The sequence below is a fragment of the Anaerococcus sp. mt242 genome, assembly GCF_016798225.1.
GTDB lineage: Bacteria > Bacillota > Clostridia > Tissierellales > Peptoniphilaceae > Anaerococcus.
In genome coordinates this window covers 1-16,783 of record NZ_JAEUYX010000004.1, presented here as the reverse complement: position 1 = coordinate 16,783, position 16,783 = coordinate 1, and the positions used below count along the sequence as shown (strand labels likewise).

22 protein-coding genes and 2 riboswitches are annotated in these 16,783 nt (G+C 33.0%); of the genes, 21 read left to right on the top strand and 1 reads right to left on the bottom strand.

From position 1 onward, the window contains the following. Nucleotides 1–12 precede the first annotated feature (12 nt). The 21 genes from JNO63_RS03025 to JNO63_RS02925 all read left to right on the top strand — a co-directional run bounded on the left by JNO63_RS03025 (nucleotide 13) and on the right by JNO63_RS02925 (nucleotide 16,003). Complete coding sequence (locus tag JNO63_RS03025; RefSeq protein ID WP_203127015.1) at nucleotides 13–297, top strand: SH3 domain-containing protein; 285 nt, start codon at nucleotides 13–15, stop codon at nucleotides 295–297. 49 nt (nucleotides 298–346) lie between these two features. Continuing rightward, nucleotides 347–434: riboswitch (TPP riboswitch) on the top strand. Nucleotides 435–461: 27 nt separating this feature from the next. Beyond that, nucleotides 462–1,022: an energy-coupled thiamine transporter ThiT gene (thiT, locus tag JNO63_RS03020; RefSeq protein WP_203127014.1), complete on the top strand. Its 561-nt coding sequence runs from the start codon at nucleotides 462–464 to the stop codon at nucleotides 1,020–1,022. Between the two features lie 169 nt (nucleotides 1,023–1,191). Then, entirely contained in the window at nucleotides 1,192–1,557 is a 366-nt protein-coding gene (locus JNO63_RS03015; RefSeq protein WP_203127013.1) for a GntR family transcriptional regulator, read from the top strand. Next, nucleotides 1,550–2,233, top strand: a complete 684-nt coding sequence (locus JNO63_RS03010; protein ID WP_101540731.1) for an ABC transporter ATP-binding protein — start codon at nucleotides 1,550–1,552, stop codon at nucleotides 2,231–2,233. The genes JNO63_RS03015 and JNO63_RS03010 overlap by 8 nt, the downstream gene beginning before the upstream one ends. Further along, nucleotides 2,233–3,021, top strand: a complete 789-nt coding sequence (locus tag JNO63_RS03005) for a hypothetical protein (protein WP_203127012.1) — start codon at nucleotides 2,233–2,235, stop codon at nucleotides 3,019–3,021. Before JNO63_RS03010 ends, JNO63_RS03005 begins: the two co-directional genes overlap by 1 nt. An 86-nt stretch (nucleotides 3,022–3,107) precedes the next feature. Continuing rightward, nucleotides 3,108–4,013, top strand: coding sequence for a diacylglycerol/lipid kinase family protein (locus JNO63_RS03000; RefSeq protein WP_203127011.1), 906 nt, complete (start codon nucleotides 3,108–3,110; stop codon nucleotides 4,011–4,013). Nucleotides 4,014–4,092: 79 nt separating this feature from the next. Further along, on the top strand, nucleotides 4,093–4,572 hold the full coding sequence (locus tag JNO63_RS02995; RefSeq protein WP_203127010.1) for a CarD family transcriptional regulator: 480 nt from the start codon (nucleotides 4,093–4,095) through the stop codon (nucleotides 4,570–4,572). A gap of 15 nt (nucleotides 4,573–4,587) precedes the next feature. Then, complete coding sequence (locus JNO63_RS02990; protein ID WP_203127009.1) at nucleotides 4,588–5,688, top strand: PIN/TRAM domain-containing protein; 1,101 nt, start codon at nucleotides 4,588–4,590, stop codon at nucleotides 5,686–5,688. Continuing rightward, on the top strand, nucleotides 5,689–6,411 hold the full coding sequence (gene ispD, locus JNO63_RS02985) for a 2-C-methyl-D-erythritol 4-phosphate cytidylyltransferase (protein ID WP_203127008.1): 723 nt from the start codon (nucleotides 5,689–5,691) through the stop codon (nucleotides 6,409–6,411). It abuts the gene before it with no gap. After that, complete coding sequence (ispF, locus tag JNO63_RS02980; protein WP_203127007.1) at nucleotides 6,408–6,881, top strand: 2-C-methyl-D-erythritol 2,4-cyclodiphosphate synthase; 474 nt, start codon at nucleotides 6,408–6,410, stop codon at nucleotides 6,879–6,881. Before ispD ends, ispF begins: the two co-directional genes overlap by 4 nt. Continuing rightward, nucleotides 6,881–8,050, top strand: coding sequence for a methionine adenosyltransferase (gene metK / locus JNO63_RS02975; protein WP_203127006.1), 1,170 nt, complete (start codon nucleotides 6,881–6,883; stop codon nucleotides 8,048–8,050). Before ispF ends, metK begins: the two co-directional genes overlap by 1 nt. 8 nt (nucleotides 8,051–8,058) lie before the next feature. Continuing rightward, on the top strand, nucleotides 8,059–9,108 hold the full coding sequence (locus tag JNO63_RS02970) for a rod shape-determining protein (RefSeq protein WP_203127005.1): 1,050 nt from the start codon (nucleotides 8,059–8,061) through the stop codon (nucleotides 9,106–9,108). Then, complete coding sequence (gene gpmA, locus JNO63_RS02965; RefSeq protein WP_203127004.1) at nucleotides 9,108–9,797, top strand: 2,3-diphosphoglycerate-dependent phosphoglycerate mutase; 690 nt, start codon at nucleotides 9,108–9,110, stop codon at nucleotides 9,795–9,797. Before JNO63_RS02970 ends, gpmA begins: the two co-directional genes overlap by 1 nt. 153 nt (nucleotides 9,798–9,950) lie before the next feature. Then, nucleotides 9,951–10,613 (top strand): winged helix-turn-helix domain-containing protein, encoded by a 663-nt coding sequence (locus JNO63_RS02960; RefSeq protein ID WP_203127003.1) that lies wholly within the window; start codon nucleotides 9,951–9,953, stop codon nucleotides 10,611–10,613. A 224-nt stretch (nucleotides 10,614–10,837) separates the two neighbouring features. Further along, nucleotides 10,838–10,958, top strand: a riboswitch (FMN riboswitch). Nucleotides 10,959–11,023: 65 nt separating this feature from the next. Next, nucleotides 11,024–11,620 carry an ECF transporter S component gene (locus JNO63_RS02955; protein ID WP_203127002.1) on the top strand — a complete coding sequence of 199 codons (597 nt, stop codon included), beginning with the start codon at nucleotides 11,024–11,026 and terminating at the stop codon, nucleotides 11,618–11,620. A 76-nt stretch (nucleotides 11,621–11,696) separates the two neighbouring features. Next, a complete protein-coding gene (gene tsaE / locus JNO63_RS02950) occupies nucleotides 11,697–12,143 on the top strand; it encodes a tRNA (adenosine(37)-N6)-threonylcarbamoyltransferase complex ATPase subunit type 1 TsaE (RefSeq protein ID WP_203127001.1) in 447 nt (148 codons plus the stop codon). Then, on the top strand, nucleotides 12,124–12,795 hold the full coding sequence (tsaB, locus tag JNO63_RS02945) for a tRNA (adenosine(37)-N6)-threonylcarbamoyltransferase complex dimerization subunit type 1 TsaB (RefSeq protein ID WP_203127000.1): 672 nt from the start codon (nucleotides 12,124–12,126) through the stop codon (nucleotides 12,793–12,795). The genes tsaE and tsaB overlap by 20 nt, the downstream gene beginning before the upstream one ends. 1 nt (nucleotide 12,796) lies before the next feature. Then, nucleotides 12,797–13,231 (top strand): ribosomal protein S18-alanine N-acetyltransferase, encoded by a 435-nt coding sequence (gene rimI, locus JNO63_RS02940; RefSeq protein WP_203126999.1) that lies wholly within the window; start codon nucleotides 12,797–12,799, stop codon nucleotides 13,229–13,231. Then, the gene (gene tsaD, locus JNO63_RS02935) at nucleotides 13,231–14,241 is read left to right on the top strand and encodes a tRNA (adenosine(37)-N6)-threonylcarbamoyltransferase complex transferase subunit TsaD (protein ID WP_203126998.1); all 1,011 of its coding nucleotides are present in this window, start codon (nucleotides 13,231–13,233) and stop codon (nucleotides 14,239–14,241) included. Before rimI ends, tsaD begins: the two co-directional genes overlap by 1 nt. A gap of 15 nt (nucleotides 14,242–14,256) precedes the next feature. Then, nucleotides 14,257–14,610 carry a hypothetical protein gene (locus JNO63_RS02930; protein WP_203126997.1) on the top strand — a complete coding sequence of 118 codons (354 nt, stop codon included), beginning with the start codon at nucleotides 14,257–14,259 and terminating at the stop codon, nucleotides 14,608–14,610. After that, a complete protein-coding gene (locus JNO63_RS02925; protein WP_203126996.1) occupies nucleotides 14,600–16,003 on the top strand; it encodes a S41 family peptidase in 1,404 nt (467 codons plus the stop codon). The genes JNO63_RS02930 and JNO63_RS02925 overlap by 11 nt, the downstream gene beginning before the upstream one ends. 90 nt (nucleotides 16,004–16,093) lie before the next feature. Here JNO63_RS02925 and JNO63_RS02920 read toward each other — a convergent pair whose 3' ends face one another. Further along, nucleotides 16,094–16,378: a hypothetical protein gene (locus JNO63_RS02920; protein ID WP_203126995.1), complete on the bottom strand. Its 285-nt coding sequence runs from the start codon at nucleotides 16,376–16,378 to the stop codon at nucleotides 16,094–16,096. Between the last annotated feature and the right edge of the window lie 405 nt (nucleotides 16,379–16,783).

Genomic DNA, 16,783 nt, shown 5'->3' with positions numbered 1-16,783 from the left:
CTTTGCCTTATTATGTTAACTTCTTGCAAGAATGAGGACAGTTACCAGGATCAAAACATAGAAATTTATCAAAATCAAAAGCAAGATCAAAAACAAGATAGTCCACAAATTGGTGGACTTTATGAAGTAAGTGAAAAAACTGATATTTATGCAGAAATGGATGAATCTACTGCATATGATAAATTGGATGAAGGAACGGTTGTTAAGATTTTAAGTGAAAGTGAAAATGGCTTTATAAGGGTAGATTTTAACGGTGATTCTTTATATATAAAAACAAAATATCTAAAAGAAATATAGGGCGCTCTGCCCTTTTATTTTTGCATTTTTTTATTTATGTAATATAATAAATATGCACTAGGGGTGCCACAAGGCTGAGAACATACCCTTAACCTGGTCAAGGTAATGCTTGCGGAGGAAAGTGTCTAAACCTCTATAAGTATGTGCAAAAGGAGGTATTTTTTATGCAAAATAATCAGACAAAATCATCTTGGACAACTAAGATGCTAGTGGAAGGTGCACTTGCAATTGCCCTATCATTTGTTTTAGCGCGTTTTACATTATTTAAAATGCCACAAGGTGGAGAAATCACACCGGGCCAAATGATTCCACTAATCATATTTTCACTTAGATACGGTGCTAAAAAAGGATTTTTAATCGGAGCTGTATATGGAATCTTAGATATGATGTTTGGTGGATATATAATTCACCCTATACAAGCAATCCTAGATTACCCATTACCATACGGACTAATTGGTCTATCAGGACTTTTCTCAGATGAATTTAAAAGGACACGTTCATTTGCTCCAGTATTAAAAGGAACATTTATTGCAATTATTGCAAGATATATAACACACGTATTATCAGGTGTAGTATTTTTCTCATCATATGCTCCAGAAGGACAAAATGCTTTAGTATATTCAATAGTTTATAATGCATCATATTTAGCGGTAGAATACGCAATTGCCCTAGTAATACTATTCTTATTAAAGAATTTCATTACAAAAGATTTACTAGATTTATAAGTGAAATAAAATTTGCAACCCATAGAGGTTGCTTTTTTTATCTAAATTTTGATATTTTTTTCTATCTAATATTTTTTTATTTTTCTACTTGCAAAAATAAAATATAGCGGTTATAATATTATTGTACTAAGATAGTAATACAATAATACAAAAATAAATGGAGGTGCGGATGGAATTTGATGCATCAAGACCGATTTATCTGCAACTTCTAGAAGATTTTAAGGTAAAAATATCAACTGGTGAATGGCAAGCTGGCTCTAAGATTGATTCTGTGAGAAATCTAGCAAGTCTTTATCAGGTAAATCCAAATACTGTCCAAAAGGCACTAGCAGAGCTTGAGCGAGCCGGTCTTACAGAAACTCGTAGGACTGCCGGCAGATTTGTAACAGATGATCAAAACTTAATTTCTAAATTAGAAGATAATTCTTTTTATAAAATAGCGGATGATTTTATAAGCGGTGCAGAAAGTTTAAACTTAAAAAAAGATGAAGCGATTAACCAATTAAAAAAATATTGGGAGGAGAAAAATGATTGAGATAAAAAATTTAACCAAGGTTTATGGCGGTAAGGCAGCCCTTGATAATGTAAATTTAACTTTAGAAGATGGTCAAATAATTGGTCTTGTCGGAGAAAATGGATCTGGTAAAACAACTTTACTTAGAATACTTGCAGGACTTGAAAGAGACTATATGGGTTCTGTCAAAATAAATGGCTCTAAACCAGGAGGGCGTACAAATACTATAGTTTCTTATCAACCAGACCACTTGCCTTTGGATAAAAAAACAAAAATAGATGAAGTGGTTAGCATATATGAGAAATTTTATGATGATTTTGATAGCAACAAATTTTATGAACTGATAAAGGGTTTTGATATTTCAAGTGAATTAAAACTTGGAGAATGTTCAAAGGGTATGCGAGAAAAAATCCAAATTGCCCTAACACTTAGCCGACAAGCAAAAATTTATTTATTAGATGAGCCAATAAGCGGTGTTGATCCAAAATCAAGGAAGATGGTAATAAATACTATTATTGAAAATTTTGATTATAATGGAATTTTGCTAATATCTACTCATTTGATTGCTGAAATTGAAAAAATTTTGGATAGGGCTGTTTTTGTAAAAAATGGACAAATAATTATAAATGAAACTGTAGACGATATAAGATTAAAACATCAAATGGGTGTAGAAGATTACTTTACGGAGGTTATGTAATGGGAAAATTACTCGGACAAATTTTTAAGGAAGATATTAAATCTATAATTTTGTGGTTATTTTTACCCTTAGCTGCAGTTATGATTTTTTCTCAGTTAATCAATGTTTTTAATAACTCAGCATTAGTCGGTATTGCATTGGTACTTTCTGGGATACTTTTAGTAATAGGACCACTTATTGCTCTGGTAATTATGACTAAAAATGATGACAAGAGATTTTATTCTGATAATGCATCATTTTACTCAGCATTGCCATTTGATGCGAGTCAAGTAACAGGAGCAAGATATATAAATTATATACTTTTAGGCTTGGTAATTATTGTTTCTATGTTTATAAATTTTATATTGTTGATGAGAACTCAATCAACTGAAGCAATCAGCATTTGGCAAATGCTTAGAGATATATCAACTACTATTAGCCAGATGGATAGCAAAATATTTTTTGGAGTTATTCTAAATTTATTTATGCTTGGGCTTGCTTTTGCAGCTATGATTACTTTTGCAAACACAGCAGGACATCTTAGAATATTTGGAGCTTCAAAGTCTGCTTCAGCAATTGTATTTTCAATTATATTTATAATTGTTGGATATACTTTCTCTAAATTCCAAGGGTGGATTTTAGCTGACTATATGACAACTGCCACTTCAGGAGAATTGAGGGTTGAAGTAGCGGAAAATGCACCATTTTTGAAAACAGTGATTCTGCCAAGTTTATTTAACCTAATTATCACAGCAATATTTTATATATCAACTTTTAAAATCCATAAAGACAAGCTATCCGTAGCGTAAATTAGATGCCAGATTGGCATCTTTTTTATTTACAAAAATCCGATAAAGTGTATATTTTTCTTAAATAAAGAAATAAAGGAGATGCCATGAAAGATGCCCTTTTTGTCTACAATCCAAATAGTGGCCAAAGGATTATAAATGAATACTTGCCGTGGATAGTAGATTATCTTAGCGAAAGAGAATATTTAACAAGCATTTATGCAACTCAAAGTCGAGGGGATGCTCGCTACATAGTAGAAAAAATGGGTCATCGTTTTGATGAAATCTTTGTAAGTGGTGGAGATGGAACCCTTGATGAAGTTATATCTGCAGTTTGTAAAGCTGATATAAATCCGCTGGTAGGATATATTCCAACAGGATCAACAAATGATTTTTCAAAATCATTAAATATTCCTGCAGATATTGAAAAAGCAACAAAAGTTGCTAGCCGTGGTTACCAGAAAAATATAGATATTGGAAGACTAGATGAAAAGTATTTTGTATATGTAGCAGCCTTTGGAACTATTGCAGAAGTTTCTTATAGCACAGGACAAGATGTAAAAAATATTTTTGGCCGTTCTGCCTATATTTTTGAAGGATTAAAGCAAACTTTACCTCTAGTTAACATACCAGCATATAAAATGGAAGTGGAAGTAAATGGCGAAATCATAGGTGGAGAATTTATCCACTTTATGGTTACAAATTCTGTTTCTGTCGGTGGTTTTGTAGGCATAACTGGTGAAAATGTAGGACTTTCCGATGGGATTTTTGAGCTAACCATGGTAAAACGACCTCAATCTCTTGCTGATATAAATAAAATAGTTTTTGGTCTAACAAATAGAAAAGAAAATGATATGCTAATCTTTCGCCAAGGTAGCGAATTTATAGTAAGAACTAATCAAAAAGTAGCCTGGTCCCTAGATGGAGAATATGGAGGGTCAACAACCCTAGCTGATATTAGGGTATTAAGACAAAAAATTAGAATGAGAACAGGACTTAGGTCTAGGATTTAACAGATTTTATCAAAAGTTTATTTTATTTACTAAAGGGTTCAAATTTGTTATAATAATAGTGAGAACCTAGGAGGTAAAAATGTTTAAAATCGGCGATAAAATCGTATATCCGAACCACGGTGCGGGTACTATTGATTCTATTGAAAAAAAGGAATTTTTGGGAGAAGTAAAAGATTATTACATCCTAAAAATGCCAATTGGTTCTATGGATATTTCAATTCCAATAGCAAATATTGACAAAATGAACATAAGAGATGTCATCGGCAAAGAAGAAGGCGATGAAGTACTTAAGATTTTGGATGATGAACCAACAGAAATGTCTAACAACTGGAATGTAAGATACAGAGAAAATCAAGAAATTATTAAGTCAGGCGATATTTTTGAAATTGCAAAGATGGTTAGAAATCTTACAATTTTGGATAAGGAAAAAGGTTTATCAACCACAGAAAAGAAATTGTTAAATAGAGCAAGAAGAATCATGGCTAGCGAATTGGTCATGGCAGGTTCTCTAGATAAAGAAAAAGCTGAACAAATGATAGATGAGTCTATCGGACTTTAAAAAACAAGGAGTGTTATGAAAAGAATTTTTGAAATTCTTATCACGCTAATTGGGGTAGTCCTTGGCATAGTAATTTTAAATGTAGTCAATGCCGCAAGTTTCATTATTGAACCAAGCGGCATTATATTTATTATTGCAAATGTCATAGCAGGCCTAATTGGTGGGGTAATATTTTATGTAATATTTGCATCCTTTGCAAATAAGTTTATAGCCAGTATTTCAAATCTTGAAGGCCAAATGAGTGACATACCGGCAAGCAAACTGATAGTTGGAACAGTTGGTGCAATACTAGGTATTTTAATTGCAACTTTAATCTCAAGACCTTTAACCAGCCTACAATTACCTTATGTGGGCAATTCAATTTTTGTGCTATTATCTATTTTATTATATCTTGGTTTAGGTTTTTTAGGTTGGAGAGTGGCAGCTAAAAATAGCGATGATTTTGTCAACTTGTTTAAAACTAGTAAGGATAGTAAAGACTTAAAATCTACTTTTAAACTTGATAGGAGCAAATCTCCAGCAAGTCCAAAAGTACTTGATACATCAGTAATTATTGATGGTAGAATAGTAGATATTATCGAAACAGACTTTTTAGAAGGAGACCTAATCATTTCTGAATTTGTATTAGAAGAACTCCAACACATTGCAGATAGTCCAGATGATCTTAAACGTGAACGTGGTCGCAGGGGACTAGATATCGTAAATGCTATTAAAAAGTCAGATAAGATAAATTTAAAAATAACAGACCAAGACTATCCTGATATTAAGGAAGTAGATAGCAAATTGCTAAAACTTGCCATAGATTTGGGAGCAAAAGTATTTACAAATGACTATAATCTAAACAAGGTTGCAGATGTCCAAGGCATACCTGTTTTAAATATAAACGATCTTGCAAATGCCCTAAAACCAGTTGTAATCCCTGGTGAACGCATGAGAATTGATGTCATCAAGGAAGGAAAGAGTAAAAATCAAGGTGTAGGATATCTTGACGATGGTACAATGGTAGTAGTAGAAGATGGAGATAAATTTATCGATCAAACTATAAATGCTGTTGTAACCAGTGTTTTACAAACTTCTGCAGGACGTATGATATTTGTAAAAAGTGAAGGGGAATAAATGTTTGATGGCAAATTTTTATCAGCTATAATCACATCTGCAGGCTCAGGCAGACGTATGAATAGCGATATCAACAAACCCTTTTTAAACATAGATGATAAAAAAATAATCGAACGTACTTTAGAAACTGTAACAAGTATAGATGAATTTGATGAAATAATTTTAGTCATCAGAAAAGAAGATGAAGATATTATCAAATCAATACTAAAAAATGACAAATTTTCTAAAAAAGTAAGATATGTTTATGGTAGCAGCACACGCGAGCTATCGACATTTGAAGGGCTAAAAGCCTTAAATAAAGATTGTAAATTGGTCTTAACCCACGATGGGGTAAGACCTTTTGCAAGTAGAGAGCTTTTTTATAAAACTCTTTGTGAACTAAAAGAATATAAGGCAGTGATAACTGCAACAAAAACTAAGGATACGGTAAAGATTTTGGATGAAAATATGGTTGTTGATTTTACACCAAATAGGGCCTTTGTTTATAATGTCCAAACTCCCCAAGCCTTTGATAAAAAAACTATCTTTTCTATGTATGAAAAATACGTAAAAAGCGAATTTAAAATAACTGATGACAGCCAGCTATTTGAGTTTTTTGATAGGGAAACTCCAGTAAAGGTAGTGGAGGGAGAGTATTCAAATATCAAAATTACCACAAATGAAGATATCCTATTTGCAAGAGCTTATATAAAAAATCAAGAAGAAATTGAGGAAAATAAATGAAAATTGGAATAGGCTATGATGTTCATAGGCTAGTAGAAAATAGAGATTTAATCCTAGGTGGCATCAAATTTGATTATGAAAAGGGCCTTTTGGGGCATTCTGATGCAGATGTTTTAATCCATGCCATTATGGATGCGATTTTAGGGGCTTTAGCTAAAGATGATATAGGAAAATTATTTCCAGATACCGACCCTCAATATAAGGATATATCTTCCTTAAAACTACTTGATCATGTAGTTGAGCTTATGGAACAAATGGGCTATAAAATTGGCAATCTTGATACGGTTATCATTTGTGAAATGCCAAAAATCAGCCCAAGACGAGATAAAATTAAAAACTTATTAGCAGAGCACTTAAAAACTGACCCAGATAATGTATCCATTAAGGCATCCACAAGTGAAGGCCTTGGTTTTACTGGAGAGGGTCTAGGAATTGAAGCTCGTGCAGTTGTAATATTAGAGGAGAAATGATGCGTAGATTTATAGCTAGTGAATCAGTAACAGAAGGACACCCAGATAAAGTTTGTGATAGAATTTCTGATGCAATCTTAGATGAGTGTTTAAAACAAGATAAAAATGCAAGAGTAGCCTGTGAAACTGTAACATCAACAGGCCTAGTTTTAGTAGTTGGAGAAATTTCTACAACAGCTTATGCACCAGTAGAACAAATCGTCCGCCAAACTATAAAAGAAATTGGATATGATGATCCAAATATTGGATTTGATCACTCAAATGTAGCCGTTCTTACATCTTTAATTGAGCAATCACCAGATATTGCCCAAGGGGTAAATAGTGCCCAAGAATTTAAGTCAACAAATGATAAATACGATCAAATAGGGGCGGGAGATCAAGGAATTATCTTTGGATATGCAGATAATGAAACTGAAGAATATATGCCAGTTTCTATAAACTATGCCCATAAGCTTGCTCAAAGACTTACAGAAGTTCGTAAAAATAAAGTTCTTGACTACCTAAGACCAGATGGCAAAACTCAAGTGACAGTAGAATATGATGATGATAAACTAGTTCGTATTGACAATATAGTAATTTCTGCCCAACATACAGAAGATGTATCCCTTGATCAAATTAGGGAAGATATCATAGCTGAAGTAATAAATAAAGTTATCGATCCATCTTTAATTGATGAAAATACTAAAATTTACGTAAATCCAACAGGTAAATTTGTAATCGGTGGGCCAAAAGGCGATAGCGGGCTTACTGGTAGAAAAATAATTGTAGATACCTACGGTGGATATTCAAAATCTGGTGGTGGAGCATTTTCAGGAAAAGACCCTACAAAAGTAGATAGATCTGCAGCTTATATGGCAAGATATGCAGCTAAAAATATGGTTGCAGCAGGTCTTGCTGATAGACTTGAAATCGGTATTTCCTATGCAATTGGTGTTGCCCGTCCACTTTCAATATATGTTGATAGTTTTGGAACAGGCAAATACGAAGATGAAAGACTTTTAGAAATTGTAAAAGAAAACTTTGACTTTAGACCACAAGCAATTATTGATAATTTGGATCTACTAAGACCAATTTATAAAAATACATCAAGCTACGGTCATTTTGGTAGAAACAATCCAGAATTTACCTGGGAAGCCCTTGATAAGGTAGATGAACTTAAAAAATATTAGGAGAAAAAATGGCGAGGATTAGAAGAAGTGTAGCTATAGACCTTGGTACAGCCAAAGTTTTAGTTTTTGTAAATAACAAGGGAGTTGTCCTTAGTGAGCCATCAGTAATTGCCGTTGATGTTTTAAAAGATGAAATACTTGCTGTGGGAGATGAAGCCAAAAAACTAGTTGGTAGAACTCCAGGAAATGTAAAAGCAGTTATGCCCTTAAAAGACGGAGTCATAGCGGACTTTCCATCTACTGAACGTATGCTAAAATATTTTTTAGATAAGTCATTAAGCAAAGCTCTTTTAAAACCAGACGTACTAATTTGTGTGCCAAGTAGGGCAACTCAAGTTGAAAAAAGAGCGGTTCTTCAAGCAAGCGAAAATGCAGGAGCTCACAGAACATACCTAATAGAAGAGGCCTTAGCAGCCGCAATTGGTGCTGGAATTGATATTACAGATGCTGGTGGAGAATTAATAGTAGATATTGGTGGGGGAACTACTGATATAGCTGTAATTTCTATGGGACAAATTATAGCAAGTACATCAGTGCCAGTTGCTGGTCTTACTTTTGATACTGCAATTAAAGATTATATTAGAAAAAGATATGGACTACTCCTAGGAGATAATAAGGCTGAGGAAGTGAAAATTAAAGCAGGAACTACCGACTTTGATGGATCTATCGAAGTTACAGGACGAGAAATTTCAACTGGACTTCCACAAAAAGTTTTTGTACCTGTGGGAGAAATAGAGCTTGCTATCAAGCCTTATGTTGATTTGATTGTAGATGGGGTAAAAAAAGTATTAGAGGTAACTCCTCCAGAGCTTGCAGCAGATATTTACGAAAAACAAATTATTTTGACAGGTGGTGGGGCATACACAATTGGCTTACGCCAAAGACTGGCTGATAAATTTCAAATAGATGTAAATATTGCGGAAAATGCTGACCAGTGCGTAGTAATTGGTACAGGACGAGCACTAACATGGCTTGATGAGATTGACCAAGGTGCTGATGATTCCGTAAAAGCTAAGCAAAAAGAGTTAGAAAATAATGAAAAACTAAGGAGAAGATAATGACAAAAACATTAGTAATGGTAAGACACGGCCAAAGTGAATGGAATCTTGCAAATAAATTCACAGGCTGGGTAGATGTAGATTTATCTGAACAAGGCCAACAAGAAGCAATCGAAGCTGGTAAAAAAATAAAAGAAGCCGGCATAGTTTTTGACCACGCTCACACATCAATCTTAAAAAGAGCAATCAAAACTTGTAACTATGTCCTAGAATATTCTGAACAATTATTTGTCCCAGTAGAAAAATCTTGGAGACTAAACGAACGTCACTACGGCGCCCTACAAGGATTAAACAAAGCAGAAACAGCAGAAAAATATGGGGATGAGCAAGTTCACATTTGGAGAAGATCTTATGATACACTTCCTCCAACATTATCAGAAGAAGCTCAAGAAGAACAACTAAACATGAGACAATTTAAAAATCTGCCAAAAGATGTAATTCCAGCAGCAGAAAACTTAAAAATTACTCTAGAAAGAGCTTTACCATATTTCTTTGATAATATTGCACCACAACTACTAAAAGATGAAACAATTCTAGTAGCAGCTCACGGAAACTCTCTAAGAGCACTAGCTAAACACATCGAAGGTATCTCTGACGAAGATATTATGGACTTAGAAATCCCAACAGGTCAACCACTAATTTACGAACTAGATGATGATTTAAAAATGACTAAAAAATACTATTTATAAATTTTGATATAGGACTTGCCAAAGGCAAGTCTTTTTTTTTCTTGACAAAGTTCAGTCAAATTTGTATTTTATATTAATGCAATGCAAATTTATATAAAAAATCTTTACATTTTTATGCCAAAAGGCTATAATTAATGAAGAAAAGGAGTAGATATGAAAATAGCATCAGTCGAATACGAAAACGGTGTTTCATCTCTCTTAAATTCCCAATTTGATAAAAACGAAGTAGTTATACATAAATTTGAACAAATGGAAGATCTGATAGGTCTAGACCTTAGTGAATACGATTTAATTTTGGTTGATATGACTTACAATAAGTGTCTGCAGGTGATTCAATACATAAAGCAAACAACTACTACACCTGTTATTTATCTAACAGAGAGAAACACAGACAATCCTTATGAGCAAAAACTAGATGATAAAGACTTTGTCATCCATTCAAATACTCGTGAGGAATTTATTAACTCAGTATTTGAAAAAGTAGAAGAGATCAATGATACAAATATTGTCCGACTTGGGTTTTGTACAATGGAGGAGGATAATGGCATATTTAGGATTGGGAATGATATCCTAGACCTAACCAAATTTGAAATTAGTATTTGCTCAGTTTTAATTTCAAATATGAGTAGAATTTTAAGCAAGGATGATATTGTGGAAGCCATGAACAAAAAAGGCATGAAGACTACAGAAAGGTCTGTAAGAGAACATATCAGAAAAATCCGCCTTGAGTTTAAAAAAGCAAATCTCAATCCAATAGAGACCATAAACCGCAAGGGCTATAAGTGGGTTTTGGATAGTTGTAAACCAAAAGATTGATTTTTGTGAAATTGTTTTCAAAGGTAATTGATATTGAGTTTTGATTGTGATATAATATTGTCAAGAACTAAATAGATTAAAAGTCCATACGGTAATAGGTAATCATCTTGGCGTCTGCGGTAATTCCGTGCCTAATTGGCACGAGTCCTCTATATGCCGGATAAGTTTCCTCGGGCGTGCCGCCTTGCGGCCACTCCGTGGAGGGTCCTCCTCTAGCCGGACGGGCTTGTTTTCGGGGTAAGGTGAAATTCCTAAACCGGCAGTTATAGTCTGCGAGCCATTTTTTTGGTTGATTTGGTGCAATTCCAAAACCGACAGTTATAGTCTGGATGGGAGAAGTATATATATTTTGTATTTTTTTCGTGCCCCAAGATCAGGGCATTTTTTATTGCCCATTTTAGGAGGTAATTATGATTCAAAGAAGAAGTAAATCATTTAGTTTAGACAGAATGGTAAAAGTTGGTATTTTAGCAGGCATCTCATATTTATTGATGTTTATTCAATTGCCTATTCCAATAGCTCCACCTTTTATGAAAGTTGATTTAGCTGATGTACCGGCGCTAATTGGTGGTTTTGCCATGGGACCTTTGTATGGTGTTTTAATTCAGCTTATTAAAAATGTCCTTAACCTAAGTAAAACTATGACAGGCGGTGTTGGGGAACTATCTAACTTTGTTGTGGGATCTACCTTTGTTTTGGTATCTTCACTTATTTATCGCGACAAAAAAACACGCAAAAATTCGATTTTAGCCCTAGTTTTGGGTGTCATTGCTATGAGTGCAGTTGCAACTTTATCAAATGCCTTTGTAGTTTTCCCAATCTATGGCAAGGTGATGAATATGGATCTTGAAGCATTTGCAGGTATGATTCCTGGTAATTCACTAGTAAATAATTACATCACACTTATGATTTTTTCAGTAGCTCCATTTAATATTATAAAAGGTGCTATCGAATCCTTGGTTACCCAAGTGCTTTATAAACGCATATCACCATCGCTTAAATTTTAAATTTAAAGTCATCCCTAGCTTATATCTAGGGATTTTTTTATTATAAATAGTATAATACTTAAGATAAAGAGGATTTATGATTATAAGTAATTTAAATGAAATGAAGGGCTTTGCATATAAATTTGCATCCCTTCTAAAAGAAAATGATGTTATAAATTTAATAGGAGATATGGGTGCTGGCAAAACCACCCTTACCAACTTTATTGCTGAGTATTTTAATATAAAAGATAGCTCCTCTCCGACATTTTCTATAGTAAATATTTACGATGGAGATAAAACCATCTACCACCTTGATTTATATAGAATAGAGAATCCTGATGAGCTTTTAGAAATCGACTTTGAAACATATTTTTATCCAGATGATGCCATTACTTTTATAGAGTGGGCAGAAAATGGAGGAGATTTCTTGCCAAAAGATATGATAAATGTTGAGATTTCAAAAATAGATAAAGATACTCGTGAGATTAAAATCCTAGATGATACAAAAAGGGGGCAAGAGATAAATGAATATTTTAGCAATTGACACCTCAACTATGATTTCTACAGTAACTATTGCAAGTAATAATGAAATTATTGGGGATTTTAATGTAAACCAGCAAAAAACTCACAGTGAATCCTTGGTTCCTATGATTGAAAATTTATTGGATTTATTAGGGATGACTATCAAAGACATAGATGCCTTTGTAATCTCTAAGGGGCCAGGATCTTTTACAGGTCTTAGAATTGGAATGACTGTGGCAAAAACTCTAGCGCAAGTAAATGAAAAAAAACTTATACCAATTAGCACGCTTTTGGCCCTTGCAAATAATTCTTCAAGTGAAAAACTAAAAGCACCTATGCTAGATGCTAGGGGCAATAGGGTTTATGCAGCAGTTTATGATAAGGATTATAATGAAATCATAAAAGAAGACCTATATGAAATAGAAGATTTTATAAAACTTGTTGATGATTTAAAAGAGGACGTAGAGCTTATAGGAGAAATCAGCGGAAAATATTGTGAGCAATTTAAAAGTGCCCACACTTTGCCTATAAATTTTAATAATTGTATTGGCAAGTCTCTTGTAAGATTAGGACTTATTCATATAAATGATAGTCCAGATTTATTTGAAATTAGCCCAAATTATCTTAGAAAATCCCAAGCAGAAAGAGAATACGAGAAAAAGAATAAGGTGTAAAATGATTAGAAAAATGGAAATTTCAGATGCAGATGAGGTTTATAACATAGAAAACCAGGCATTTTTTGAACCGTGGTCTAAGAAAAATCTTATAAAAGATTTGAAATCTAATTCATTTTTAAATCATTATGTTGCAGAAGTAGACGGCAAGGTGGTTGGTTTTTATATATCAAGCCATGTAATGGATGAGGCGGAAATATTTACCATAGCAGTGGATCGTGATTTTCAAAAAAAGGGAATTGCCACAAGCCTCTTAAACCACCTAGTAGAAACAAGTCTTTCAAAAAATATAAAAGAAATTTGGCTAGAAGTTTCTACAAAAAATACTGCAGCAATCAATTTATACAAAAAATTTGGTTTTGAAGTAATGGGCATCAGGAAAAATTATTACCAGAAAATTGGCGCAGATGCCTACAATATGAAAAAGGAATTGTAATGACAGATTTTTATACTATGGGGATTGAAACCAGCTGTGATGACAGCTGTGTAGCAATTCTTAAAAATGATAGAGAGCTTTTAATAAATTTAATATCATCTCAAATTGACATTCATACACTTTTTGGTGGGGTAGTGCCAGAGATTGCAAGTAGAAAACATCTAGAAGCTATAAATCCTTTGATAAAAAAAGCCTTGGATGATACAAATCTTAGCTATGATGATATAGATTTGATTTCTGTAACCAAGGGGCCAGGACTTATGGGTTCACTTTTGGTCGGAATTTCTGCAGCAAAGGCCTTATCCCTTGCAACAAATAAACCAATGATTGGTACAAACCATATGCAAGGCCACATTTGTGCAAATTATCTTGCCCACAAGGATTTAGAACCACCCTTTGTAACCCTAGTAGTAAGCGGTGGCCACACTTATCTAGTAAAAGTAAATTCTTATACAGATTATGAAGTAGTAGGCAAAACTCGTGATGATGCAGCGGGTGAATCCTATGACAAAGTTGCAAGAAAAATGGGGCTTGGCTATCCAGGTGGTCCAAAAATTGATAAACTTGCCAAAGAAGGAAATGGATCTGCCATAGATTTTCCAAGGGTAAGACTTGAAAAAGATTCATATGATTTTTCTTTTTCAGGACTTAAAACAGCGGTCTTAAACCATATGAACCAAGAAGAACAAAAGGGAAATGAAATCAATAAGGCAGACCTTGCTGCAAGTTTTCAAGAGGCAGTTGTGGATGTTTTGGTAGAAAAATCCATGAGACTTTTAAAAGAAACAGGCTTTGACAAATTTGCCCTAAGTGGCGGAGTTGCAGCAAATAGTAGATTAAGGGAACGTATGGCAGAAGAATGTGCCAAAGAAAATATCAAATTTTATTATCCATCCCTTGAACTTTGCACAGACAATGCAGCAATGATTGCCATGGCAGGGTATTTAAACTATCAAGCAGGTGAAGTATCTGATAAATTTATGAAAGTTTACCCAAATTTAGAAATTTAAGATATAATATAAATTATGAGAAGAAAAAGAAGTGAAAACTTAGACTTATTAAAAAAATATAATAAAATGCAAACGATAAGTTCTGTAATTTGGATACTAGCTGGTATTGGGGTTTTGGTATTTGGGATTTATTATAAAGAAATCTTTGAAATTATCTTCGGAATCCTTGCATTTATTTACGGGATAGCTGTATTAAGAATTAGAAATGTAAGTCTAGGTGCAATTGCAAGAAGTGAGAGGAAAAGATTAAATATCCTCGTTATTGCAATTGTTGTCTTTTCACTTGTAAATCCAATAGGAAATATCCCTGTAATCTATGATTTGTTAAAAAGGGATTATGTACTTAGAGGAGGATTTGATGAAAAATAAGATTAAGATTTTTTGTCTAGTCCTCGTTTTTATGCTAACAAGTACCTCTTGTGCAAAAAGAAGATTAGACCAACTAGAAGCAAGGCGAACCGAAAGTATTGTCAATGATGGGGGATTTAACGGTAATGATGATGTTTTTTTCCCAGATAATATTGATAAATATGATATTGCCTCTTATTTAAAATGGTATAAAGACTTACAAACACCACCAAAATTACAATTGCCCGCTCCAGAAAAACCAGAAGATCTAACAAATAAAGAAATGATAGAAGATTTTAATTATGTTTTTAAGGAGCTTAAGGCAAATTATCCATTTTTTGGAGTTTTAAAAAGAGAGTATAATGTTGATTTTATTGGCTCTTATAATAAATATCTTAAACGCATAGAAAATGCAAAAACTGACCAAGAATTTATAGACGAGATGACAGGAATTATAGGAGAGCTTAACAATTCCCACGCTAGGATTGCAGATAAAGCTTATGTTCAAAACACGTTAAAATATTATTCCAAAAATTGGAATACACCATCAATTTATTATGAATTTTTAAAAATGAACAAGCAAGTAGTGAGAAATCGCTACGACCTAGATGGCGAGCAAACGTTAGATTCAGGTCAAAAGTCCCAAAAAAGAGCCCTTTCATTTATGAATAAAAAACAAGAGACGAATTTAAGTCTTGAAAGTCCAGCAGAAGGAATTGCTATTTTAAAGATAAATTCTATGGTTGACCCAGAAAAATTTAGCCAAGATGAGGCGATTTTAGATGAGTTTTTAAGAAATAAACACCTTTATAAGGCGCTAATAATAGACATCCGTGAAAACTACGGGGGCAATATGGATTATTGGCAAAAATTCCTTTTACCAAAAATCCTAAAAAGCCCAAAATCAGTAACTAACCACTTATTTTTCAAAGACTCAGATAGGGCCAAATTAATCTTAGCAGATGATACCTTAAATATCGAAACCCTAAAAAATGTTGATATTTCAGGGGTAAAGCTAGAACATTCAAGTGATCTTAAAAACTTTGACTACTATATAAAAGACACGATTACAGTAAACCCTGATGAATCTAACAAAGAATATGGATTTGATGGAAATATTTATCTAATGGTTGATAAAGCGGTATTTTCAGCCGCTGAAGGCATGGCAAGCTTTATGAAAAATTCTGAATCAGCAAGCCTAATCGGTGAGACAACCGGAGGAGATGGGATAACCCTAGGAGTGATAAATGATGTTATGCCAAATTCAGGCCTAGTTTTTACCTATACAAATACTCTAGGCTATGCGCCCGACGGATCAATAAATGCAGAAAAACGCACAGTTCCAGATATAGAATCATCTTCCTTTAAAAACTCTATAGAAACAATAGAAGAAATAGAAGCTGGTAATTTTTAAAAATAAATTTAATATTATAATAAGAGAATAAAAAAATATGAGAATTTATCAAATTCTCATATTTTTTATTACAAATTTTATATTCAAAATTTACTTGTCAGATTTTTTAGCAAAATTTGGACTATAAATTATTAGTTTTTTTAAGCCAGTATATATTCTATGAATAGAGTATATAAGTAAAGGTGGCTTAATTAAGAAATACGTATAATAGTTTACATCCACCGTATAGACATTCCCTCCGGTCCTACTTAAAATGAGGTCTGAAACATTACTTGGTGTTATATTACGAGCTATAATAATCCCTATTACCCCAAATATAAAGTCTAACCACATTAACTTTAATAGCATTGACTTACTTTTTTTGTCATCATCCATCTCTTTGTTTCTCCTCAAAAAATACTTACCATATAAATGGGTTTTAACAACATTGTCTCTTTTCTTGTAACTTTTTCGGTTATTTAATATAATCTTACTTCTGGTTATATAGTATTCAAGCTCAAAAATTATCTTTTTAACAACTATATTTAAAAGTACACAAATTGGTATTTTGTTATGAGGTAGCATTTAATGTAAATAAAATTATATACTATCTATTATAAAACAGTAGCTGAATATCTTTAAAACTTAAAATGAATAGTATATATAAATAATAAATTTATATTAAAATTAGGAGATTAGATAATTAGTCATTGGAAATTATACAATTAAAAAAGCTAGGATAAAACTGAGCTGAACCCCAAAATCCGGAATATGGATTGAGGGGTTTTTTTCATGCCAAAA